Source organism: Streptomyces sp. NPDC029296 (assembly GCF_055569255.1).
In genome coordinates, this window is the sequence record NZ_JBVHXT010000019.1 from 122,283 (window position 1) to 144,949 (window position 22,667).

General features: G+C 73.8%; 17 protein-coding genes. 2 read left to right on the plus strand and 15 right to left on the minus strand.

All coding sequences use genetic code 11. The annotated features are described in order from the left end of the window. Positions 1-35: 35 nt before the first annotated feature. The 15 genes from ACZ4W9_RS18730 to ACZ4W9_RS18800 all read right to left on the minus strand — a co-directional run bounded on the left by ACZ4W9_RS18730 (position 36) and on the right by ACZ4W9_RS18800 (position 20,264). The gene (locus ACZ4W9_RS18730) at positions 36-1,982 is read right to left on the minus strand and encodes a radical SAM protein (RefSeq protein ID WP_467936989.1); all 1,947 of its coding nucleotides are present in this window, start codon (positions 1,980-1,982) and stop codon (positions 36-38) included. An 84-nt stretch (positions 1,983-2,066) separates the two neighbouring features. Then, positions 2,067-2,990: a sugar nucleotide-binding protein gene (locus ACZ4W9_RS18735; RefSeq protein ID WP_467936991.1), complete on the minus strand. Its 924-nt coding sequence runs from the start codon at positions 2,988-2,990 to the stop codon at positions 2,067-2,069. Continuing rightward, a complete protein-coding gene (locus ACZ4W9_RS18740; RefSeq protein WP_467936993.1) occupies positions 2,987-4,027 on the minus strand; it encodes an ROK family protein in 1,041 nt (346 codons plus the stop codon). Before ACZ4W9_RS18740 ends, ACZ4W9_RS18735 begins: the two co-directional genes overlap by 4 nt. Next, a complete protein-coding gene (locus ACZ4W9_RS18745) occupies positions 4,024-4,380 on the minus strand; it encodes a cupin domain-containing protein (RefSeq protein WP_467936995.1) in 357 nt (118 codons plus the stop codon). The genes ACZ4W9_RS18740 and ACZ4W9_RS18745 overlap by 4 nt, the downstream gene beginning before the upstream one ends. Beyond that, complete coding sequence (locus ACZ4W9_RS18750) at positions 4,373-5,575, minus strand: sedoheptulose 7-phosphate cyclase (RefSeq protein WP_467936997.1); 1,203 nt, start codon at positions 5,573-5,575, stop codon at positions 4,373-4,375. Before ACZ4W9_RS18750 ends, ACZ4W9_RS18745 begins: the two co-directional genes overlap by 8 nt. An 8-nt stretch (positions 5,576-5,583) precedes the next feature. Continuing rightward, positions 5,584-7,632 (minus strand): 4-alpha-glucanotransferase, encoded by a 2,049-nt coding sequence (gene malQ, locus ACZ4W9_RS18755; protein WP_467936999.1) that lies wholly within the window; start codon positions 7,630-7,632, stop codon positions 5,584-5,586. Further along, positions 7,629-10,646: a Cof-type HAD-IIB family hydrolase gene (locus tag ACZ4W9_RS18760; protein ID WP_467937002.1), complete on the minus strand. Its 3,018-nt coding sequence runs from the start codon at positions 10,644-10,646 to the stop codon at positions 7,629-7,631. Before ACZ4W9_RS18760 ends, malQ begins: the two co-directional genes overlap by 4 nt. Positions 10,647-10,657: 11 nt before the next feature. Further along, entirely contained in the window at positions 10,658-11,608 is a 951-nt protein-coding gene (locus tag ACZ4W9_RS18765) for a carbohydrate kinase family protein (RefSeq protein WP_467937004.1), read from the minus strand. Next, positions 11,605-12,711 (minus strand): sugar phosphate nucleotidyltransferase, encoded by a 1,107-nt coding sequence (locus ACZ4W9_RS18770; protein ID WP_467937006.1) that lies wholly within the window; start codon positions 12,709-12,711, stop codon positions 11,605-11,607. The genes ACZ4W9_RS18765 and ACZ4W9_RS18770 overlap by 4 nt, the downstream gene beginning before the upstream one ends. Further along, entirely contained in the window at positions 12,704-14,797 is a 2,094-nt protein-coding gene (locus ACZ4W9_RS18775; protein WP_467937008.1) for a glycogen/starch synthase, read from the minus strand. The genes ACZ4W9_RS18770 and ACZ4W9_RS18775 overlap by 8 nt, the downstream gene beginning before the upstream one ends. Next, on the minus strand, positions 14,794-16,278 hold the full coding sequence (locus ACZ4W9_RS18780; RefSeq protein ID WP_467937010.1) for a hypothetical protein: 1,485 nt from the start codon (positions 16,276-16,278) through the stop codon (positions 14,794-14,796). Before ACZ4W9_RS18780 ends, ACZ4W9_RS18775 begins: the two co-directional genes overlap by 4 nt. Continuing rightward, on the minus strand, positions 16,275-17,075 hold the full coding sequence (locus tag ACZ4W9_RS18785; protein ID WP_467937012.1) for an ABC transporter permease: 801 nt from the start codon (positions 17,073-17,075) through the stop codon (positions 16,275-16,277). The genes ACZ4W9_RS18780 and ACZ4W9_RS18785 overlap by 4 nt, the downstream gene beginning before the upstream one ends. Continuing rightward, the gene (locus ACZ4W9_RS18790) at positions 17,072-17,932 is read right to left on the minus strand and encodes an ABC transporter permease (RefSeq protein ID WP_467937014.1); all 861 of its coding nucleotides are present in this window, start codon (positions 17,930-17,932) and stop codon (positions 17,072-17,074) included. The genes ACZ4W9_RS18785 and ACZ4W9_RS18790 overlap by 4 nt, the downstream gene beginning before the upstream one ends. Next, positions 17,929-18,975: an ABC transporter ATP-binding protein gene (locus tag ACZ4W9_RS18795; protein WP_467937016.1), complete on the minus strand. Its 1,047-nt coding sequence runs from the start codon at positions 18,973-18,975 to the stop codon at positions 17,929-17,931. Before ACZ4W9_RS18795 ends, ACZ4W9_RS18790 begins: the two co-directional genes overlap by 4 nt. After that, positions 18,972-20,264 carry an aspartate aminotransferase family protein gene (locus ACZ4W9_RS18800; RefSeq protein WP_467937018.1) on the minus strand — a complete coding sequence of 431 codons (1,293 nt, stop codon included), beginning with the start codon at positions 20,262-20,264 and terminating at the stop codon, positions 18,972-18,974. The genes ACZ4W9_RS18795 and ACZ4W9_RS18800 overlap by 4 nt, the downstream gene beginning before the upstream one ends. Positions 20,265-20,509: 245 nt before the next feature. Here ACZ4W9_RS18800 and ACZ4W9_RS18805 point away from each other — a divergent pair, with 245 nt between their 5' ends. Together ACZ4W9_RS18805 and rfbB are read left to right on the plus strand one after the other, a co-directional pair. After that, complete coding sequence (locus tag ACZ4W9_RS18805) at positions 20,510-21,577, plus strand: glucose-1-phosphate thymidylyltransferase (RefSeq protein ID WP_467937020.1); 1,068 nt, start codon at positions 20,510-20,512, stop codon at positions 21,575-21,577. Beyond that, a complete protein-coding gene (rfbB, locus tag ACZ4W9_RS18810) occupies positions 21,574-22,551 on the plus strand; it encodes a dTDP-glucose 4,6-dehydratase (protein ID WP_467937022.1) in 978 nt (325 codons plus the stop codon). The genes ACZ4W9_RS18805 and rfbB overlap by 4 nt, the downstream gene beginning before the upstream one ends. Positions 22,552-22,667: the final 116 nt, after the last annotated feature.

Genomic DNA, 22,667 nt, shown 5'->3' on the forward strand with positions numbered 1-22,667 from the left:
GGGGGCGTGGGCCCGCTGTGCGCGAGGGGGCGGCGTCACCGGGGACCGGCGCCGAGTTCGGCGAGGAGCAGCCGCCGTGCGATGTCCGGAGCCGTCACCGGGTCCGCCGCCGCCTTCCAGCGCCGCACGGCGTCGCGCAGCGCGCCGGTGTCCGCCCCGCGCAGCGAGGCCGCGAACCGCTCCGGGCCGTGGCCGCCGCGCGCCTCCTCGGGCGTCGGTACCCGCCCGGACGCCGCCGTGGGGGCGTCGACCGGAACCGGTCCGCCCGTCAGCGCGGGCGTGAACTCCGGTGCGAACAGGGAAGCCAGTTCCGCGCGGCGCTCCGGGCCGGCCAGCGAACGCAGCAGCTTGACGACGAGGGGCTCCTCCGCGTGGCCCCGGGGCGAGCCCCAGGAGGCGATCTCCGTGGCCGGCAGCGTGCTCAGGCTTGCCAGCAGGGCCAGTGCCGGCGCCGCGGAACCGCCGCCGAGGACCTGACCGGCCCGCGCGCACCAGTGCGCGAGCCGCCGCCGTACGGCGATGTCCGGCGCCGCGCCCCCGGGCAGCAGCGCCAGCAGGATCCGCCAGCAGTCGAGGTGGACGTCCAGTACGTCCGCGGTGAGCGCGGACGCCCGCGCCGGGTCCTGGTGCGCCTCGGCGGCCAGGGCGGGCAGGATCTCGGTGTACAGCAGCCGGACGACGCGGTGCGGGGTCCGCTGCGCCTGCCAGCAGTCGTCGTGGGCGTGGTCCGCGAGCAGCTCCTCCACCGGGACCGGGTCCCGTGCGAGGCCGGTGCGCACGCCCGCCTCCGCCGCCTCGAAGTGGTACAGCTCGTCCAGGTGTTCCCCGGGCCGCAGCGGCGCGGACACCCGCTCCGCCTCCGCGAGCAGCGCGTCGCTGCGTTCGAGCAGCGCGGCGCGGCGCTCGGGTGTCAGGGCCGCCGCGTACGGCTTGAGCCGGTCCAGCTCCCGGGAGAACGCCTGGAGCAGGAACGGCGTGGTGAGCCGGTGGCTCATCGGCAGCCCCAGATAGGGAAAGACCGCGCAGGTGCGGCAGCCGGGGCGGTGCCCCACCTCCTCGTTACGCACCCGGACCAGCTCCGGGTCCCGCACCAGCTCCCGGTACGGCCGTTCCCACGGGAGCGAGGCGTCCCACTCGTGGTAGCAGGGCAGCATGACCCGGCCGTCCGGACCGACGGTCAGGATCCGGGAGTTGGCGCCGCAGGCGGTCGCGGTCGCCGGGGAGAGCGTCCGCAGATGGTGCAGGAAGGCCAGGTTCACCGTGGTGTACGGCGCGTACCGCTGTTCCGCCACCCGGCGCAGCAGCTCCGACGACGGCACCCGGGCAGGCGCCTGGGCCGACGCGGCCGTACTCGCGCGTCCGTTGACGGCGGCCAGCTTGAGCATCCGTACCGAGCCGGCCGGGCGCACCTCGCTCTGTGCCGCGAAGTAGGTGAACATGGGCGCGAGATAGACGGCGACCCGGTGCCGCTGTGCGTAGGCGACCACGTCCTCCACCTCCCCGGCGTTCCGGTCGGTCACCACGCAGATCAGCTTGAGGTTGTCCGCTCCCTCGGCCCGCAGGCCCTCCACCAGGGCGAGGGTGCGGTCGAGGGTGTCCGTGCCCCGGATGCGGTGGTAGCGCTCGGCGCTGAGCGTGTCCAGCGAGATGTTCAGCGTGTCGACGAGCGGGACGATTTCGGCCGCCAGCGGGGCGAACCGGATGGCGTTGGTGGTCAGTTCCACGGTCATGCCCAGGTCGCGTGCGTGCCGCACCGCCGTGACCAGCTCCCGGTGCAGGGAGGGTTCCCCACCGGTGATGTCGAGGTAGGTCACGCCCAGTTCCGCGAGTTCGTCGAGGCAGCGCCGCAGCCCGTCGGAGGTCAGCTCCCGGTGTCCGTCGAAGACGGGGTCCTGCCAGACATTGCAGTACCCGCAGCGGGAGTTGCAGCGGAAGGTGAGGTACAGCCGGGCATGCCGGAAACGGGTGGGTGCTGTGGCCACGGGGCTCCTCGCGAGTACGGGATTCGAAACGGCCGGGATGCGAACGGCCGGGATGCGAACGGCCGGGGTGCGGACGGCCTGGCTTCAGACGGCCGTGGTTCCGGCGAACGCGGGGGCCAGCAGGCGCGCTCCCTCGCGCACCCCGCGGACCGCGATCCGCCCGGTGGCGGGCAGGGTTGCCAGCAGCTCGCTGGTGAGGCAGGCGTTCACCGGACGGGAGGCATAGCGGGTCAGGGCCCGCGGTACCGGTGTCACCAAGCCGGCGGGCGCTCCCAGCTCCCCGGCGATCACGGTGGCCCACGCGGCACGGGTGAGCCGGTCGGGCCCGCCCAGGTGCAGCACCGGGGGCAGCGGGTGCCCGGCGCGCAGCAGGGCCGCCGTCACCTCCGCCACGTCGTCCAGGAGCACCGGGGTCGTCCAGTGGTCGTCCGGGGCCTCGATCCGCTGTCCGTGCCGCAGCCGGTGGGCGCACGCGGCGAAGAAGTTCAGCCACTTGCCCGCGTCGGCCGGCTCGTGGCCGTAGACGAGGCTGACCCGCAGGGCCACCGCCCGGGCCGCCGTGGCGAGCAGCGCCCGCTCCGCCTCCGCCTTCGCCCGGCCGTAGGCGTTCGCCGGTGAGACGGCGCTGCTCTCGGTGTTGTCCGCCGAGCCGCCGTCGAAGACGTTGTCGGTGGAGATCATCACGATCCGCGCGTCCGGCGCCAGGGCGGCGAAGGTCTCCGCCACGCCGACGTGCACGGCCCGGGCCTCCTCCGGGTGGGCCTCGCACCAGGTGACGTCGGACGGCCCGTGCACCAGGACGATGCCGTGGGGGCGCAGCCGGTCCAGCAACTCCCGGCAGGCGGTGGCGTCGGTGGCGTCGAGGGCGGCCCAGCGGGCCCCGTACCCCTCGGGCGGCGCCGAGGGCGGCCGGCGCGAGGCGAGCGTCACGGGCTGCTCCGCCGTCAGTCGCCGGGCGATCCCGGTGCCCACCAGGCCACTGCCCACGACAAGGATCCGCTCGCTCACGACGCCCCCTGGGAGAACGGCGCCGGCATCCGGTCCGCCAGCAGCCGGCCCGCGCCGATCAGTCCGTGGTCGTCGTCGGCGGCCCCGAGCGACACCATGGCGTCGATCTGCCCGGGATCGAGGCCGAAGCAGCCCAGCCGCACCAGCTCGGCGACCAGCAGGCGCCGGTACGGCTCACCGACCGCCAGGGCGAAGCCGCCCATCAGGATGTAGCGGCACACCCCGACCGAGGCGAACACCCCGGAGACCGCCTGGGCCAGCGGGGTCAGGGTGCCGCGCAGCACCTCCGTGCTGAAGGGGTCGCCGGCGCGGACCGCCTCGGCGATCGCCCGGTTGCCGATGCGGTCCGCGCGGCCGCCGCACGCCGCCGCCAGCAGCGAGGCGCGGAAGGCGGACTCCCGGGTGTGCGCGGCCCGGCGCGTCGCGGCCAGCACGCCCCGCCCGGAGGCGACGGCGCCGAGGTGGCCGCGGCCCCCGCAGTCGCACAGCGGCGCGTCGGGGGACGGGTCGCAGACCCAGTGGCCCAGCTCGCCGCCGTGACCGTCGGCGTCCAGCAGGACCTCACCGCCGCGGAACACCTTGTTGCCGATCCCGGAACTGATGGTGAGCAGGCAGAAGTCCCCGGGCTCGGTGGCGGCGTACCGCCAGGCCGCCGCGGTCAGGTCGTTGACGACGACGGCCGGGGTGCCGGTCCGTTCCGTCAGCAACTCGCCCAGCGGCAGCGGATCTCCGCGCCGTCCCCAGACGGTCGGCGCGGCGAGCACCAGGCCGGCGGCCGTGATCGGCCCGGCGAAGGCCACGCCCAGCGCCCGCGGCGGCCGTCCGCCCGTGTGCGCGGCGACCTCGCGCACGATCTGCGCCACCACCCGCCGCTGGAGCACCGGTACCGGGGCGCCCGGCTCGCGGTGCAGGCCGTCCACGGGCACCCGGCGCACCCGGTGCACGGCTCCGGTCGCGGGATCGTAGTCGCCCACCCGCAGCGTGGTACCGCCCACGTCGACCACGGTGAACATCTCGCCGGCCGGCCCGCCGCTCATCCGTTTCCCTCCTCGAAGACGAGCAGCCGCAGATCCCGTTCGCCGTCGTTGAGCAGGCCGTGCTCGCCGTAGGGGCCGTTGACCACGACGTCACCGGGACCGACCCGGAACTCCTCGCCGTCGAGGTGCATCAGGCCGTCGCCGTCCAGCACGACGTAGGTCTCGCGGTCGGCGCCGTGCCGGTGCCGGCCGATCGAGGTGCCCGGCGGCAGGACGGCCAGGTCGATGAATTCCGCGCCCGGGGAGCCGGGCCGGCGGGCGAAGAGGCGGTGGGCGAGGATCGTGCCGAGGCCGCCGTGGTCCCGCTCCTTGCCGGCCAGCAGTTCCCGCAGGTTGGCCACGGCCTCAGGCATCGCGCCGCTCCCCGTCCGCCGCGAGCGCCTTCAGCGCGGAGACCAGGACGTCCCCGGGAACGTCCTCCAGCTCCTCCACGAAGGCCGCCTTGCCGATGCCCGTCGGCACCACGAGGTGCAGTTTGCGGCCCCGGCGCTGCCAGGAGGCGCGCAGCGCCTGTGTCATCAGCTCCGGGGTGCAGGTGCCGGGATCGAACACCGGCAGCCCGATCCGCCGCAGCAGCCGGACGACGCGGTCGCAGGTCTCGTCGTCCGCGAGGCCGAGCAGGCGTGCCAGGTGGGCGGAGAGCGCCATGTCGACGGCGACCGCCTCGCCGTGCTCCAGACGGTGGTCGCCGGCCGTCTCCACCACCGGGCTGAAGGTGTGACCGAAGTCGACGAGCCGGGCCAGTTCGTGTTCCCGGAGGTTGGGGCAGAGCTCCTCCATCATCAGCCGCATCGACGTGCGCAGGATGTAGGTCTCCAGCTCCCCGTGGGAAGGGTGCGCGTCACCCTCCGGGCGCCGGAAGGCGTCCGGGTGCCGTTCCAGCGCCTCGAACAGGTCCCCGTCCAGGATCACGGCCATCTTCACGATCTCGGCGAGCCCGCAGCGGATCTCCCGGTGCGGCAGCGTCGCGAGGAAGGCGGGGTCGTTCAGGGAGGCGTGCGCCGGATGGTAGGCGCCGAACATGTTCTTCGTCCGCAGGGCGTTGACACCGGTCTTCACCCCGACGCCGACGTCCACCTGGCCGACGAGGGTGGTGTTCACCTTGACGTAGCGGACGCCGCGGGCGTAGATGGACGCGGCGAAGCCGACGACGTCGGCCACGATGCCGCCGCCGACGGCGAGCATCACCCCGTGGCGGTCCAGCCCGTCCGCCTTGGCGAGGGCGCACACGTGCTCCGCCGCGGCGAGGGTCTTGTGGTGCTCACCGGTGGGTATCACGTGCAGGGACCACTGGCCGGGCCGGACATGGGCCTCCAGGCAGGCGCGCAGCCGGTCGCCGTAGAGCCGGTCGACGGTCGGGCTGACGAAGGCCACGACCCGGCGGTCCTCCAGGTAGCCGGCGAGCAGGGTGTCGTCCGGGTCGAGCACCCCGGTGCCGAGGTCGACCCGGTACCGGATGCCGTCCGGTGCGCTCAGGTCGAAACCGCCGGAATCCTCGCGGACTCCTGCCGGCGGATGCCCGACCCGATCGAGAACCTGGCTTGTCATCTCTCTCCTCACGTGTTCTCACCGTGCCGCGCGAGGTGCGCGAAGACCCGGGACACCGCGGCCACGAGGGGCTGTGCGGGCAGGTCCTCCAGCGGTACGGCACGGTCCTGGGCGTCGCTCACGGGCAGCCGCCAGTTGGGGTACACCGCGGACGTGCCGGGGATGTTCTGCGACCGGCGGTCGCCGGTCGCGTCGGGCAGCCAGACGCCGAGCAGACGCGCCGGTGTCCGGCACAGGAAACGGTGCAGCGCGACCACGTCGCCCTCCGGGTCGGGCAGCAGACCCAGCCGTTCCAGCTCCGCCAGCCAGCCGTCGCGCTCGGCGGCGGCCTCGGCCTCCTCCTCCGCCTCGGGACGGGTGAGCAGGCCGAGGCGGGCGCGCAGGGCGACGTGCTCGCCGCTGAGCCAGGCCGCGGTCGGCGGCAGGTCGTGCGTGGTCAGCGTGGCGAGGCAGTCGCGCCGCCACCGCTCGGGCGGCAGCGGACCGTGCCGGCCCGCCGAGCCCCCGAGATACTCGAAACGCTGCACGGACGTGCCGAGGACGCCCCGCGCGGCGAGGGACTCGCGTACGCCCGCCTCGACCGTGCCGAGGTCCTCGCCGATCACGGCGGCCCCCGCGCGGTGCGCCTCCAGCATCAGCACGCCCAGCATGGCCTCGCCGTCGTAGCGGACGTACGTTCCCTCGGACGGCGGCCTGCCCTCCGGCACCCACCACAGCCGGAACAGGCCCATCACGTGGTCGACGCGCAGCGCGCCCGCGTGCCGCAGCCCGGCCCGCAGCAGCCCGGCGAGCGGCCGGTACCCGGCCGCGGCGAGGGCGCCCGGACGCCAGGGCGGCTGCGCCCAGTCCTGGCCGTGCGGGTTGAAGTCGTCCGGGGGAGCGCCGACGCTCATCCCCGGGGCCAGGCAGTCCTGGAGGGCCCAGGCGTCGGCGCCCTCCGGGGCCACCCCGACGGCCAGGTCGTGGATCAGGCCGAGTGCCATGCCGGCGTCGGTGGCCGCCGTCTGCGCCGCGGCCAGCTGTTCGTCGGTGACCCAGGCGAGCCAGCGGTGGAAGCCCACCTCGGCGGCCAGTTCCCCGCGGGCGCGGGCCACGGCGGGCGACCGCGGATCGCGCAGTCCGGGCGGCCAGGAACGCCAGGCCCGGCCGTGCACGTCCGCCAGCGCGCACCAGGTGGCGAAGTCCGTCAAATCCTCGCCCTCCCGCGCGGTGAACGCGGCGAACGCGGCGGCCCGCCCGGGGGAGAGCGGCACCCGGTGCACGGCCCGCAGCGCCTCGTGCTTGAGCAGGCGCACCGTCTCCCGGTCGATGAGCAGATCACCGCGCAGCACGCCCTCGTTGAGGGCCCGGGCCCGGTCGGCGCACCGGTCGGCGGTACGGCGCTGGCCGCCCGTCAGATACGCGTACTCCGGGATCGCCTCCACCCTCAGGTGCATGGGGTCGGGGTACCGCCGGGAACTGGGCCGGTAGGGCGACGGGTCCGGCAGCGGACCGGGCTCCATCGCGTGCAGCGGACCGAGCTGCACGAAGTCCGCCCCGAGCGCGCGACCCGACCAGGACGCCAGCTCCGCCAGGTCACCGAGGTCGCCCATGCCCCACGAGCGGCGCGAGAGCACCGAGTACAGCTGGACGAGGAACCCCCAGTGCCGCGCCGCCGGCACGGGCAGCCGCTCCGGTACGACGAGCAGCGGCGCCGACTGGCTCCGCCCCGCCGCGCCGACGTGCAGGGTGTGCCGGCCGACGGGCAGGACACCGGAGAGGGCGGCTGTGCCCCCTCCTTCGAGTTCCACCTCGGCCGCGGTGTTCCCGGGCGGTACGAGCGGGGGCGCGGCACCCTGGCGTACGACGACGCACTCGGGCAGCAACCGGGCCGCCGTGCGCTCGCGGTGGGCCGCGAGGGCGGCACGCGCCGCCGCACCGGTGGCCGCGTCCACACCGCACGCGGCGAGCACGGCCACGAGCGTGTCGGGGGACACCGCCACCCGCCGCCCCCGGTCGGTGGTGTAGGCGGTGGCTATGCGGTGGGCCTCGGCCAACTCGCGCAGGGCGTCGGTCACGACGACTCCTCCCGGGTGCCGAAGAGCCGTTCCAGGACGACGGCGACGCCGTCCTCGTCGTTGCCGGGCGCGATCTCGTCGGCCATGGCCCGCAGCGCCGGATGGGCGTTGGCCACGGCCACGCCGTGCCCGGCCCAGGCCAGGAGCGGGATGTCGTTGGGCATGTCGCCGAAGGCCACGGTCTCGGCCGCGTCGCAGCCGAGGAGCCTCGCGGCGCGTTCCACCCCGGCGGCCTTCGTGGTGCCCGCCGGCAGTACCTCCACCATGCCGCGCACCGAGTGCACCACGGTGACCCGGTCCCCGCACAGCGTCCGCGCCACGGTCTCGACCTCGTCCTCGGGGACGCTCGGGTGGTGCAGGACGAGCTTGTCGATGGGGTCCGTCCACAGCAGGGCGCGGTCGGTCGTGACGTCCCAGCCGTGGCGGACGCGTTCGCCGAACCGGGGGGTGACCTTGAAGCGGCTCTCCGGCGGCGCCGTCACGACGCCCAGTTCCAAAGGCCCGAGCACCGCCTCGACGCGCTCCACCACCTCCCGGGCGAGGCCGAGGTCGAGCGAGGCCGAGCTGAGCAGCCGGTCCGCCCCGGCGTCGTAGAGCTGGGCGCCCTGCCCGCACACGGCGAGCCCGCGGTAGCCGAGTTCGGCCAGGTACTGCTTGCAGGCCGCGGCGGGTCTCCCGGTGACCACGAGGTGCCGGGCCCCGGCCTCGGCCGCCCGGGCGAGGGCGTCGAGGGTGCGGGCGGAGACGGTCTGGTCGCTGCGCAGCAGGGTGCCGTCGAGATCCGTCGCCACCAGCCGGAAGGGCGGGCGGCCGGCGAGGTCGCCGGCCGGCAGGGCGTCCCAGGTGACCCGCCCGGAGGCCAGGGTCAGCATGACGAGCAGATGCCGTCCGGCGGGCGAGCCGGGCAGGGCGCCCCGGAACACGCCGTCCCCCGCCGGCGCCAGGGCCGTCAGCACCATGCCGCTGTCCGCGGGCACGGCCTCGTCGGAGGCGACGGCCTCCGCGGGCGACTCCAGGCCGGTGGCCGGAGCGACGGCGCCGGGCACCGCGATCTCCACGTGCCGGGCGTGCGGGTGGCGGTACTCCAGCAGCCGGCCGCCCGTGGCGTCCCGCAGCACCCGGTACCGTCCGCGCACCCGGGCCGCCCAGTCGTCCCGCCCGGCCGCGCGGGCCGTCTCGGCGCACCGGGCGAAGTCGGCGCGGGCGTACGCGGCTTCGAAGAGCCGCTCGTACGCCCCCTCGTCCAGGGGGGCGCAGCGTCCGTAGGCCGTGGTGTCGCCCAGGTCCGCGGCGGACCGGGCGACGGACTGCCGGAGCCGGGACCAGGCATCCGCGGGCAGGGCGTCGAACCAGCCGTAGCGGACGGCGTCCTCGGCGGGGAAGGGCCGGGGCCGGCCGCGCAGCAGGTCCGCGAAGGCCGCGAGGCGCCGGTCCGCGCTGCGCGCCCAGGTGAACCGGCGCGCGGTGGCCCGGGAGTTGGCCGACAGCCGGGCGTACTCGCCGGGGGCCGTGCGCCGCAGCGCCACGGCCTGGCGTATGCGTGCGGCGAGCGCCGAGGCCAGTGCCGGATCGTCGTCGCGGAACGACACGGGCAGCGAGAGGCCGGTCGCCCGCGGGTCGTCCACGGGCAACGCGTGCCCGAAGTGCGCGGTGACGCTCTGCGCGGTCGCGATCGGCACCGCGCCGCACGCCATCGCCTCGGCCTGGGCGATGAGGAAGCCGTCGAGCTCGAACTTGGAGGGGAACACGCAGAAGTCGGCGCACGCGGCCTGCTCGAACAGGGTGTCCTCGTCGGCCAGGCGCCAGTCCAGGTACACGCGGCCCGGGAACCGGTCGGCGACGCTCCGGAAGTAGGCGTTGGCGGCCGGTGCCGTCCGCCCGCCGCCGCCGTTGGTGGCGAAACGCAGCACGAACACGGCTTCGGTACCGCTCGCCAGGACCTCCTCGACGGCGCGGACCAGCTCCAGCTGGCCCTTGTGGTGCACCGCGTAGCGGGCCGCGTGGTAGAAGACCGGCAGCGACGCGTCGAGGCCCAGGCCGCGCAGGACCGCGTCACGGTCGACGGCCCCCGGATCCCGGGCCAGCCAGCCGTCGGATATCCCGCAGCCCCCTGTGAAGAGCTTCGCGGCCCGCTCGCGCAGCATCCGGGACATCGGCAGGGTGTGGAACAGCGACTCGAACGGCGTGTCCCGGAAGGTGCTGTAGTGGTCGCGCTGGCCCGGCGAGACGAAGTCGACCAGATCGGCGTGGGCCAGGATCATCGGCAGGAAGGCGAGGTGGTCCGGGCCGGCCTCGACGTGCATCCGGGTGCCGGCCAGGACGCGCGCCATGGTCGCCTCCGGGCCGTCCTCGGCGGGCGGCGGTTCCGCGAACGCGTCCAGGTCCGCGTCGACGCCGAACACCTCCAGCAGCCGTTCCACCTGCGGGCGGTACACCGCCTGGGTGACGGGCGCGTTGGCCGCGACCGTGCTCACCGTCCGCAGGGCCGGATCACCGGCGAACAGCGTGGGCAGCAGATAGTGGTAGTACGGCTCGAAGCCGTGGACCACCGCCTCCTCGCCCCTCAGGTACCGCTGGACGAAGTGGGCGCCCGCGACCTGGAACACCAGCGGCTTGAAGTACGCGAGGTCCCTGCCCTCGGTGCCGGGCGGCGGATACAGCCGGTCGGGGAGCAGATCCAGGAAGGCGTCGGAGAGGAAGTACACGTCCACGCCGTCCCTGCGCAGCCGGTGGGCCCGGGTGGTGAGGTCCAGGCCGATCTCGGCCGGGTGGTCCGGCCACACCTTGGGGTCCGGCACGAGCGGCACCCGGTGCTCGTGGACGTAGGGGAGTTCCTCGATCGGGTGGTCGCGCCGCAGCGCTTCCAGGAGCCCGTGGGCGGGGGTGACCAGCGAGACGCGGTGACCGCGCGCCGCGTACTCCCGCGACAGGTTCCACACCAGCGGGGACAGCCCGCCGCGCATCAGGCGGTTGTCGAACCCGCCGCACTCGAAGGCGAAGTGGATGACATGCATGGGTGCGTCCCTCACCGGTCCGCGGCGGCGCGCGCGCCGGCCGCGCGCAGCCCCGGCAGGTCGATGAACTCGGTGTGGGTGCCGACGCTCCCGCACACGAACGCGCCGGCCACCGAACCGCTGAGCACGCACTCCTCCAGCGGGCGGCCCTCGAACCAGGAGTGCAGGAACGCGGTGACGAAGGCGTCCCCGGCACCGTTGCTGTCCACCACCGGCCGCTCGGGGCGCACGGCGGGGAAGTGGCGGACCTCCGTGCCGCCGCGCTCCAGCACGTGGCAGCCGTCGGCGCCGTCGGTGGCGACCACGAAGCGGGCCCGGCCCTCGTCGAGGACCGTCCGCAGCACGCTCTCCAGCCGGTCGTGGATCGCCGCCGCGCTCAGGAAGACGTAGTCGGAGTTGAGGGCGTAGTGGCGGTGGTGCGGGTTGTGCCCGTCCCAGTCGTGCAGGTCGGTGGAGCTGGTCACGCCGAGCCGGTGGACGTCCTCGTACATGTCCTGGTTGTGGCCGATGATCGACAGGTGGACGTGCGCCGACCGCTCCAGGAAGGGCAGGTAGAAGTCGCGGGGCAGCCTGAGGTCGGCGGGATGGCGGCCGTCGTAGAAGGAGAAGCGGCGGCCCCGCGGGTCCACGAGGTTCGCCGAACGAGGGGTGCCGTGCGGCGAGATCAGGTGGCTGAAGTCGAGGCCCTGGCGCGCGTAGTGCTCCAGCACCATGCGGCCCTGCGGGTCGTCGCCGAGGAAGTCGATGAACTTGGTGCGCAGTCCGAGCGCGTGCCAGCCCAGCGCGACGCCGTTGCCGGTGTGCCCGACGTAGTCCTTCAGCGGCTCCACGAAGACCGAGTCGCCCGGCGGTACGCGCAGCTCGTCCACGCGCACGATGGTGTCCACTCCGACCCCGCCGACCACCAGGACGTCGTAGTCGGCCGGACGCCCGGCGCGGGTGTGGTGTTCGGGCAGGGTCATGCGCTCACTCCTTCGGCAACGTGCTGAACGCGTCCGTCCTCCAGGACGACCGCACCGTCGATGTCGGCGCCCGGTGGTATCACCGCGCCGGGCAGCACCACGCTGCGGCGCACCCGGGCCCCCGCGCCGACCCGCACACCGGGGAAGAGCACGCTGTCGTGCACGAGCCCGGCGTTGACGAGGTCCGACGGGATCACCGACGTACGTACTCCCGGCGCGTCGGCGACCCAGTGCCGCCCGACCCGGGGCCGCACCGTCCGCGGCATCCGGCCGAGGGGCAGGGGCGCCCGCGGCCCGGCGGCGAGGGCCAGGTGGGCGCGGTGGTAGCGCTCGACGGTGCCGATGTCCTCCCAGTGGCCGCGCACCTCGTGGCCGCGGATGTGCTCTCCCGCGGCGAGCATCGCGGGAATCACGTCCCGGCTGATGTCGTGCTGCCAGTCGGTGCCGTCCAGCAGGGTCAGATAGCGGCGCAGCACGGCGGCGTCGAAGACGCAGAACGCGGCGAAGACCAGGTCGGAGGTGGGGTTCTCGGGTTTCTCCGTGAACTCGGTCAGCCGGCCGCCGCCGTCGAAGCGGACCATGCCGAACAGGTGCACCCAGCGCATGTCGATCCGCTGGTAGGCGACGGTCAGCGCCGCGCCGGAGGCCCGGTGCGCCTCGACCAGCGGGCCGTAGTCGTAGCGGTAGACGTGGTCCGCGTGCAGGACCAGGACGTCCTCGGTGCCCTCGGTGAAGACGTACTCCGCCTTGCGGATCAGCGCGTCGGCCGTGCCCCGCTCGGGCGGCCAGGTGCGCGGCGGCAGCGCGGCGGGCAGTTCCCGGCCCGTGTAGGCGGTGTCGTAGGGGCCGAAGCGCACCCGGAAGCCGGGTCCGGTGTTCCACGTCCGGTGCAGGTCGTCCATCAGCAGCCGCTCCTCGTACTGGGAGAGCAGCAGCACCTCCGGCAGGCCCGAGGCGCGGGCGTTGGCCAGGCTGAAGTCGATGAGCCGGCAGGTGCCCCCGTAGGGGACCAGCGGCTTGAGCCGTCCCGTGCCGAGCGGGCCCATCCGGCGTCCCTCACCACCCGCCAGCAGCACCGCGCGTACCGTGCCGAGATCAGCCATGACGCACCTCGTCCCAGGTCACCCGGCCGGAGGACAGGGTGAGCAGCAGCCGGCCGGCGGCGCCCGGGGCCGCGCCCACGAAGACCCCCGGTGCCGTGCGGTCCAGGGTGCGCACGTCGGGCAGGGCCCGGTCGGGGCCCCGCCGGGGTTCGACGACTTCCACTCGTTCGGCGTGCGGGAGCCGGTACTCCAGCCGTCCGTCACCGAGGAGCCGGGAGCGTTCGCGCAGCCGGGCGGTCTCCGCCGCGGGCACCGCTTCGGGGAGCCGGTCGAGGACCCGCTCGCAGACGGCGAAGTCGGCCCGCTCCCAGGCGGCGCGGAACATCGTCAGCGCGGCGTCCGTATCGAGCGGGGCACGGCGTTCGTACGCCGCGATGTCACCGTGCGCGAGCGCGGCGGCGGTGGTGACCGAAGTGTCGGGGAGCAGGTCGAACCAGCCGTGCCGCAGGGCCAGTTCGGTGGACAAGGCGGCGGGCCGGCCCTCCCACAGCGCGGTGAACGCCGCCAGGTGCAGATCGGCGCAGTGGTCCCAGGTGAAGACCCGGGCGACGGCCGAGGCGCGCGCGGACAGCTCCCGGTAGCGGCCGGGATCCTCCGACCACAGGGCCGCCGCCTGCCGGATGCGCTCCGCGAGCGCGTCGGTGAGCAGGTCGTCGTCCTCCGCGAAGGAGCGGTTCACCGCGAAGCCGGTGGTGGTCCCGGGCCCGTCGGCGTGCCGGAAGTGCTCCATGCCGCGCTGGTCCGTGGCGATCGGCACCGCGCCCACGGCCATGGCCTCGCCCTGCGCGATCAGGAAGGTGTCCATCTCGAACTTGGAGGGGAACAGGGCGAAGTCGCAGGCGGCGGCGTAGGAGAACACCTGTGCCTCCTCGACGCGCTCCCACTCGAAGTGCAGGCGGCCCGGATGACGGGCGGCCACCTCGTGGAAGAACGGGTCGTCGATGCCGTTGCCGGAGATGCAGCGGATGACGAAGCCGGCCGCCAGGCCCTCGCTCAGCACCCGGTCCACGGCCCGCATCAGCTCGATCTGGCCCTTGTGGTGGACCGCGTAGCGGGCGTTGTGGAAGAACGCGGGCAGGGCGGGATCGAGGCCGAGTCCGCCGAGCACCTTCTCGCGGTCCACGCCGGCCGGGTCCCAGGCCAGCCACTGGTCGGAGATGGCGCAGCCGCCGACGAACATCTTGTGGGCGTTGCGGCGCACCACGTCGGCGATGGGCAGCCGCCCGAAGAGCGCTTCGAACGGGGTGTCCCGGAAGCCCGCGTAGAAGTCCAGCTGGCCGGGCGACAGGAAGTCGATCAGGTCGGCGTGCTCGGCGGTCAGTTCGTAGATCGCCACATGGTCCGGCGGGTAGGTGTAGTGCAGGTGGGTGAGCTGCTGGTACTGCACGATCGCCGCGGGCGCGTCGGTCTCGGGCTCGGGCCCGGGCAACTCGACGTTCACGTCGAGCAGTTCGAAGAGGCGCCGCACCTCCGGCGCGTACACCTTCTTGGTGATCGGCATGTTGCTCTGCACGTTGCTGACGACCAGCTTGGTCGGGTCGTCGCGCAGGGCGGCCGGCAGCAGGTAGTGGTAGTAGGGCTCGTGCGCGTGGACGATGGCCTTCTCGTCGCCGAACCAGCCGCGCAGGAAGCGCACACTGTCCGCCTGGAACACCAGGGGCTTGAAGAACACCAGGTCCCGGCCCTTGGCGGAGTACGGCGGGTAGAAGGTGTCGGGCAGCCGGTTCAGGTACTCGTTGGCCAGGAAGTACAGGTCCACGCCCTCCAGCCGGATGCGGTGGGCGGTGGTGCGCAGCGCCAGGTCGGCCTGTGCGGGGAAGCCCTGCCAGACGCGGGGGTCGAGGGCCACCGGCAGGGTGTAGGTGTCCTCGTAGGGCAGGTCCTCCACCTCGTAGCGCTGCCGCAGGTCGTCGAGCCGGCCGTGGGCGGGGGTGACGATGGAGACCCGGTGCCCCCGGGCGGCGAAGGCCCTGGACAGGTTCCACAGGTACACGGACGTGCCGCCCTGCAGAAAGGTGTGGTCGAATCCGCAGCACTCGAAGTACGTCTCGATGATGTGCATCCTGGGCGCGTTCACGACGGTCATGTCCTCGCGTGGGTCGTCGGGGCGGGGGAGGCCAGCGCGAGCGCGTGGCGCAGGTCGATCGCGGCGTGGTAGGGGCGGGCGTGGTCGTGGTTGTAGCCCAGCTCGTGCAGGAGCCGGCGCAGGTACAGCAGCCGCCGCAGCGGATCGTCGGTGGCGGGGCCGAGCAGCAGGCGCAGCACCCGCTCGCGCCAGACGTCGGCGGTGCGGAAGACGCCGTGCAGCACGGCCCGGTCCGCGGGCGGCAGGCCGGGCGCGCCGTCCAGGGAGCCGTACATGGTCTCGGTCGAGTCGATGCCGAGTCTGCGGGCGCTCTCGAAGGCGGCCTCGTCGGCGGCGAAGTACTCCAGCGCGCGGCGCACGGCCACGAGGTCCTGCACGGGGGACTGGGCGGCGTAGTCGGGGTCGTCCGGTGACAGGACGGGCGTGGACAGGTCGATGACGCTCATGTGCCAGGTGCCGTCGGCCGCGTCGGAGCACAGCAGGTGCGACAGGTGCAGGTCGCCGTGGCAGGGACCGGCGCCGGGGGCCGTCGTCCGGCCGCCGAAGGCGGTCTCCAGCAGGCCGAGTTCGGTGGCGAGGGCGTCGAAGGCTGCCTTCCGGGGGGCCTCGGGCAGGGGTGCGCCGTCCTCGGGGAGGGACGCGTCGGCCCGGGCCAGTTCGGCCAGCCGTGCCGAGGCCCGTGCGAGGGCGCCGGCCACGGGGTAGCCGGTGGCGGGCGCGCCCAGGCGCACCGCCAGGTCCCGGTGGAGGTCGCGCAGGAAACGTCCCGCGCTGCGCAGTCCCGGTTCCAGCGGCAGCAGATGGGCGTGCACGAGCCGTTCCGGCGCGGTGGCGTCCGTGAGCCGGGGCCACAGGGAGCGCAGGTTCTCGCGCAGGGGCGCGTCGATCCCGCGGCCCGGGTCGTGGCGGTAGAGAACGCCCACGGGATGCCGGGTCCCGTGGACGGGGTCCGTGTAGGTGTAGTCCCCGGCCCACTCGGGGGTGTGTCCGGTGCCGCTCATCAGCCGGAGCAGTTCGGGTTCGTGGACCGTCTCCGTCAGGCGCCGGTAGGTCTTGTGGAGGTACGCCGTGCCGTCCACCTCCACCAGGGACAGGGAGTTGGAGGACCAGCCCTGGTCGAAGGGGAGCCGCCGCACCTCGCCGGCCGGTGCCGAGGGCGCCCGGCGGACCTCGATGTGTCCGCCGCGGATGGTGCGCAGCCGTGCGCCGGTGAGCACACGGCGCACGGCCGCGAGTCCGTGCGGCCCGTCGGCGTGGACCGTGGTGAGGCCGCCCGACGGCTCCCGGCGCGCGGTCAGGAAGATCCGCTCGCCCGAGGCGGGTCCGCCGACGGCGGCCACCACCAGCAGCAGCTCGCCGGAGCCCAGTTCGGCGTGGTCGACCGCTTCGTACCGGTGGGCGGCACGCAGATCGCGCGGCATCCAGGGCGCGGTGCGCAGCAGGGGTTCGAGGTCGTCGTCGCGGATCACGTGCGTGCTCAACTCCCGGTCATTTCATAGGCGTTGACGCCGCGCCGCCAGACGGTCAGGGCGACGGCGAGGGCCCCGGCCGTCACCACCGGCAGCCAGCGGACCGCTCCCGTGGCGCCGGTCAGCAGATAGACGCACGGCACGTACGAGGTGAAGGCGAAGGGGAGCACCCAGGTCAGCACGGCGCGCAGCGAGGGGTGGTAGATGTCCAGCGGATAGGCGGCGAACTCGGACACCTGGCTCGCCGCGTACATCGACGGCAGACTGGTCACGGTCCAGAAGGACAGCGAGGCGAACAGCAGCTTCACCGAGGTGTGGATCAGGGCGCCGCACAGCACGAGGAACGGGACCGCGAGCCACTGCACCGGGGTGAGGTGGAGCCCCAGCTCGCTGCCGGACCAGCCCACCAGCACGGCGCCCACGGCGAGTTCGCCGAGACCGTCGGGATGGAAGAAGCGCTCCGACAGCAGGGAGAACAGCGGGTTCACGGGGCGGATCAGATAGCGGTAGAACTCGCCGCGCTGGACCAGCTTGCGGCCCAGTTCCCACAGCTGGTCCGTGAAGAGGTGGTCCAGGCCGCGCGGCAGCAGGGAGAAGCCGAGCAGGAACAGCACCTCGTGATAGGTCCAGCCGCCCACCGCGGGCACCTGCCGGAAGACCAGGCCCACCACGGCCGTCTGCAGGCCCACGCGGACCAGGAAGGCGCCCGCGCCGAGGGCGAAGTCCATGCGGTACATGCTCAGCCGGTGCAGCCCGACCCCGCCGAGGAAGAAGGCCAGCCGCACATGGCGCCACACCGTGCGGGTCATCCGCCGAGCACCTCCAGCCGGCTCAGCGAGGCCCGCCACAGCACGCCGGCGAGCAGCGTCAGACCCGCCACCCAGCCGGTCTGCCGGGCCAGCACGTCGAGCGCGCCGGCCGCACCGTCGTAGCGGCCGAGGAGCAGGGTGAGCGGTCCGTCGACCATGCCCCGGAAGGGCAGCGCGGACGCCAGCGCCGCGAGCCACCCCGGCATCAGGGGGAGGGGCACCAGCTGGCCGGCGAAGAAGGCGACCACGCTCTGCTTCACCATCCGCACCCCCCAGGTGTTCGTGGTGACGAAGCCCGTCATCCCGGTGAGCAGGTTCACGAGGAAGGCGAGCAGCACGGACAGCACGGTCGACACCGCGAACAGCAGGACGTCCACGGGCCGCGGCGCGGTGAGCGGCACGAGCAGCGCGAACAGCACGAGCACGGGGACGCCGACCAGCACGGCGTTGGCCGCGACCACCGGCAGACAGGCGAAGAAGCGCATCACCGGATAGCTGACCGGCCGCACCAGCATGACGGCGACGTCACCGCGGTAGACCTCGGCGGCCACCTCGTCGTCCACCCGGTTGGCGTGCAGGATCTGCAGCACCTGCGCCACCAGCAGATACGTGGTGATGCTCGCGGCGGTGAAGCCGCCCGGGCCGCCGCCCGGCGGGGCGTCCGCGTACACCGCCCGCCACAGGAAGACGGTGATCGCCGCGCCGGCGGCGGCCGTGATCCCGGTGGTGACGAACGTCGAACGGTACTGGAGCAGGGACTGCAGCCCTCCGGTCGCGAACGGCAGATAGCGCCGGGCGCGCCCGGACAGGGGGAGGGGCATCGGGGTCTCCCGCTCCCGGTGGAACCGGCCGTTCATGCCGCACCACCCTCCCGGTGCCCGCCCGGGACCCCGGCGGGCGGGGCCTCGCGGTGCCCGCCGTAGATCCGCCGCAGGACGTCCTCCAGGTCGGGTTCGGGGGCGTAGCAGTCCGCCAGGTCGAAGCGTTCGAGCAGGAAGCCGAGCACCTGCCGGGAGGTGAACCGGTCCGCCGGGTAGTCGACCCTGATCCGGCCGTCGTCGGCGGCCGAGGCGCTCGCCCCGGGCAGCCCCCGCGCTATCTCCGCGCAGACCGGCCCGGGATCCGGCCGGCCCCGGTGGTCGAACACGACCGAACGCCGGTCGGCGGTGCGCAGCAGATCCCGGATGCTGCCCTGGTGCACCACCCGTCCCCGGTCCACGACCAGCGCGCTGTCGCAGATGGCGGCGATGTCCGCGATGTCGTGGCTGGTGAGCACGACGGTCGTGCCCAGCTCCTCGTGGACGCGGTTGACCAGCTGCCGCACCGCGTCCTTGAGCACCATGTCGAGGCCGATGGTCGGCTCGTCCCAGAAGACGACCGCCGGATCGTGCAGCAGGCTCGCCGCGATCTCGGCCCGCATCCGCTGCCCCAGGCTCAGCTGGCGCACGGGCGTGGTGCCCAGCGCGTCGATGTCCAGCAGCTCCCGGTAGAGGGCGAGATTGCGGTGGTACACGGGATCGGGGATGTCGTAGATCCGGCGCAGGATGCGGAACGAGTCCGGCACGGACAGGTCCCACCAGAGCTGGCTGCGCTGCCCGAAGACCACCCCGATGCCGCGGGCGTTGGCCTGCCGGTGCCGGTAGGGCTCGATGCCGCGGACCAGGCAGCGTCCGCTGGTGGGTGTCATGATGCCGGTGAGCATCTTGATCGTGGTCGACTTGCCCGCCCCGTTGGCTCCGATGTACGCCGTCTTCGCGCCGGCCGGGATGGTGAAGGACACGCCGTCGACCGCGCGGACGAGGCGGTGCTCGCGGGTGAAGAGGGTGGCCAGGCTGCCGGCCAGGCCCGGCTTGCGCTCGGTGAGCCGGAACTCCTTGACGAGATTCTCCGCGACGATCACGACAGCACCCGCTCCAGGGCCTGTTCGAGCAGCCCGACACCCTCGTCGAGGAGGGGCTCGTCAAGGGTGAAGGGCGGTGCCAGACGCAGGATGTGGCCGCCCAGGGCGACGCGGAGACCCAGGTCGAGGGCGGTGGTGTACACGGCCCGCGCGAGGTGCGGCGCGGGGGTGCGGCTCAGCCGGTCGGTGACGAACTCCAGCCCGTACAGCAGTCCCAGGCCGCGCACGTCCCCCAGGTTCTCGAAGCGGGACCCAAGGGCCTGGAGCCGCTCGTGCAGCAGCTCGCCCAGGACCCGGACGCGCTCGATCAGGCGGTCGCGTTCGATGACCTCCAGCGTCGCCCGGGCCGCCGCGATGCCGAGGGGATTGCCCGCGTACGTCGACGCGTAGGCACCGGCCCCGGACGCCGCCGGATGATGCATCAGGTCGGCCCGCCCCGCCAGCACGGCGAACGGGAATCCGCTGGCCAGCCCCTTGGAGAGGGCCACCAGGTCGGGTTCGACGCCGAACTGCTCGCTCGCGAGGAACGTGCCCGTCCGGCCGCCGCCGGTGAGCACCTCGTCGGCCACGAGCAGGACGCCGTTGGACCGGCAGGCCTCGGCGATCTGCTCCCAGTAACCCGGGGGCGGCACGACGACGCCGGCGGCTCCGAGGACGGGTTCGAAGACCAGCGCCGAGACGTTCGGCTTGTCGGCGATGTGCTTGCGCACGAGGGACGCGCACCGCAACCCGCAGGAGGGATAGGTGAGTTCCAGCGGGCAGCGGTAGCAGTAGGCCGAGTACCCGAGGACGGAGTTCCCGGCGAAGGCCTGATGGCCCACGTCCCAGTGCACGAGCATCCGCGCGCCCATCGTCTTGCCGTGGAAGCCGCCGCGCAGCGCGCCGATCCGGTTGCGGCCCGGTGCGGCGGTGGCCTGCACCACGCGCAGCGCGGCCTCGACCACCTCGGCGCCGGTGGAGAACAGCGCGTAGGTGTCCAGCCGTTCCGGCAGCAGACGGGCCAGCAGCTCCAGCAGGGCGGCCCGGTCGGGCGTCGCCGAGTCGTGCACGTTCCACAGGCGCCGGGCCTGCTCGGTCAGCGCCGTCACGACCTCCGGATGGCCGTGTCCCAGGGACTGGGTCAGGGTGCCCGCCGCGAAGTCCAGGTACTGGTTGCCGTCGAGGTCCGTGAGGACCGGGCCCCGCCCCTCGGCGAAGACCCGGCGACCGACGGCCGCCTCCTCGGAGGCGCCCGGCGCCAGGTGTCTCGCCTCCCGCTCCAGCCGTTCCCGCTGGTGCCGAGCCGTCACCGCTGTCACCCCCTCCTGTGCGAACTGCTCTGCCGGACAGCGCCGTTGGGCGGTGCCGGGAGCGAGTCAAACACCAACGTGGCGCTGTATGCAAGAAGTTGCTGAAAGTTGCGGAACGACCTTGCGCCCGCTGTGCGGCTTCTGCTTGAGTCGAGAACAGTTCCACCGGTGACACCGCGACTCTCGCTCAAGGAGACATCCGTGAGACCACAGATCCAGTCCCCGCCGCGACACCGGTGCCCGGCATGAAAGCCCTGGTCCTGGCGGGTGGCACCGGCAGCCGGCTGCGGCCGTTCACCCACACGAGCGCCAAACAGCTGCTCCCCATCGCCAACAGGCCGGTCGTGTACTACGCCCTCCAGGCGATAGCCGACGCGGGCATCGAGGAGGTGGGCGTGGTGGTCGGCCACCACGGGGACGACATCCGCCGCGCGGTCGGCGACGGCTCGGCCTTCGGGCTGAGCGTGGCCTACCTGGACCAGCCCCGGCCCCTGGGCCTGGCCCACGCGGTGGCGGTCGCCCGCCCCTTCCTCGCGGACGACGACTTCCTGCTGTACCTCGGGGACAACCACCTGGAGGACGGCGTCACCGGATTCGTCCGGCGCGCCGCCGCACACCGGGACGCCGCCCGCCTGCTCCTCACCCCCGTCCCCGACCCCACCGCCTTCGGCGTCGCGGAAGTCGACGCCGACGGGACGGTGCGCCGGCTGGAGGAGAAACCGGAACACCCCCGCAGCGACCTCGCCCTGGTCGGTGTCTACGCCTTCACCCCCGCCGTGCACGAGGCGGTGCGCGCCATCCGCCCCTCCGGGCGCGGTGAACTGGAGATCACCCACGCGGTGCAGTGGATGATCGACCGCGGACTGCCGGTGCGCGCGGAGACGACCACCCGGCCGTGGCGCGACACCGGCAGCGTCGACGACCTGCTGGAGGCCAACCGGCACGTCCTGGACCGGATGGAGGGGCGCGTCGAGGGCAAGGTCGATCCGCACAGCGTCCTGGTGGGCAGGGTCCGCATCGCGGACGGGGCCGTGGTACGAGGATCGCGGATCGTCGGTCCCGTGGTCGTCGGGGCGGGTGCCGTCATCAACAACTCCAGCGTCGGTCCGTACACCGCCATCGCCGAGGACTGCCGGGTCGAGGACAGCGCGATCGAGTTCTCGGTGCTCCTCCGGGGCGCGTGCGTGGAAGGGGCCGCGCGCATCGAGCGGTCGCTCATCGGCCGGGAGGCCGTGGTGACCGCCGCGCCCCGTCCGCCCCAGGCCCACCGTCTCGTCCTCGGCGACCACAGCAAGGTGCAGCTCACCTCATGACCTCACGCATCCTCGTCACCGGCGGCGCCGGCTTCATCGGATCCGCCTACGTCCGCGCGCTGCTCGGCCCCGCGGGGCCGTCCGGCGTCGCGGTCACGGTCCTGGACAAACTCACCTACGCGGGCAGCCTCGCCCGCCTCGACCCGGTGCGCGGCCACCCCGGTCTGACGTTCGTGCACGGCGACGTCTGCGACACCGCGACGGTACGGCGGCTGGCGGCCGGGCACGACGAGATCGTGCACTTCGCGGCGGAGTCGCACGTCGACCGCTCCATCGAGGACGGCACCGGCTTCACCCACACCAACGTGCTGGGCACCCACACCCTGCTGGACGCCGCCCTGCGGCACGGGGTGCGCACCTTCGTGCAGATCTCCACCGACGAGGTCTACGGCTCGATACCCGAGGGCGCCGCACGGGAGGAGGACCTGCTCAGACCCAGCTCTCCGTACGCGGCGTCGAAGGCGGCGGCCGACCTCGTGGCCCTGGCCCACCACCACACCCACGGCCTGGACGTCCGGGTGACCCGCTGCTCCAACAACTTCGGGCCCTACCAGCACCCGGAGAAGGTCATCCCGCGCTTCGTCGCCACCCTGCTGACCGGCGGCGACCTGCCGGTGTACGGCGACGGGCGGCAGGTGCGCGACTGGCTGCACGTGGACGACCACGTCAGGGCGGTGGAGCTGGTGCGCACGACGGGACGGCCGGGACAGACGTACAACATCGGCGGTGGCACCTCGCTGACCAATCTGGACCTCGCGCACCGCCTGCTGCGCCGGTGCGGCGCCGACCCGGAGCGCATCACACACGTCGAGGACCGCAAGGGCCACGACCGGCGGTACGCGGTGGACCACGGCAAGATCACCGCGGAGCTGGGATACCGGCCGCGGGTCGGTTTCGAGGCGGCGCTGGCCGCCACGGTGGACTGGTACCGGGCCCATCGGGCCTGGTGGGAGCCCCTGCTGGAGTCGGTCTGACGGGGCGGCGGAGTCTTTCCGTGCCTCCGGCCCGCACGGCCGGGCGCGTCGGGGACACACCGGGTGCGCACCCCGCGGCCGGGGGCCGGAGTTCGTTGAACGTAACACTCTGAAAA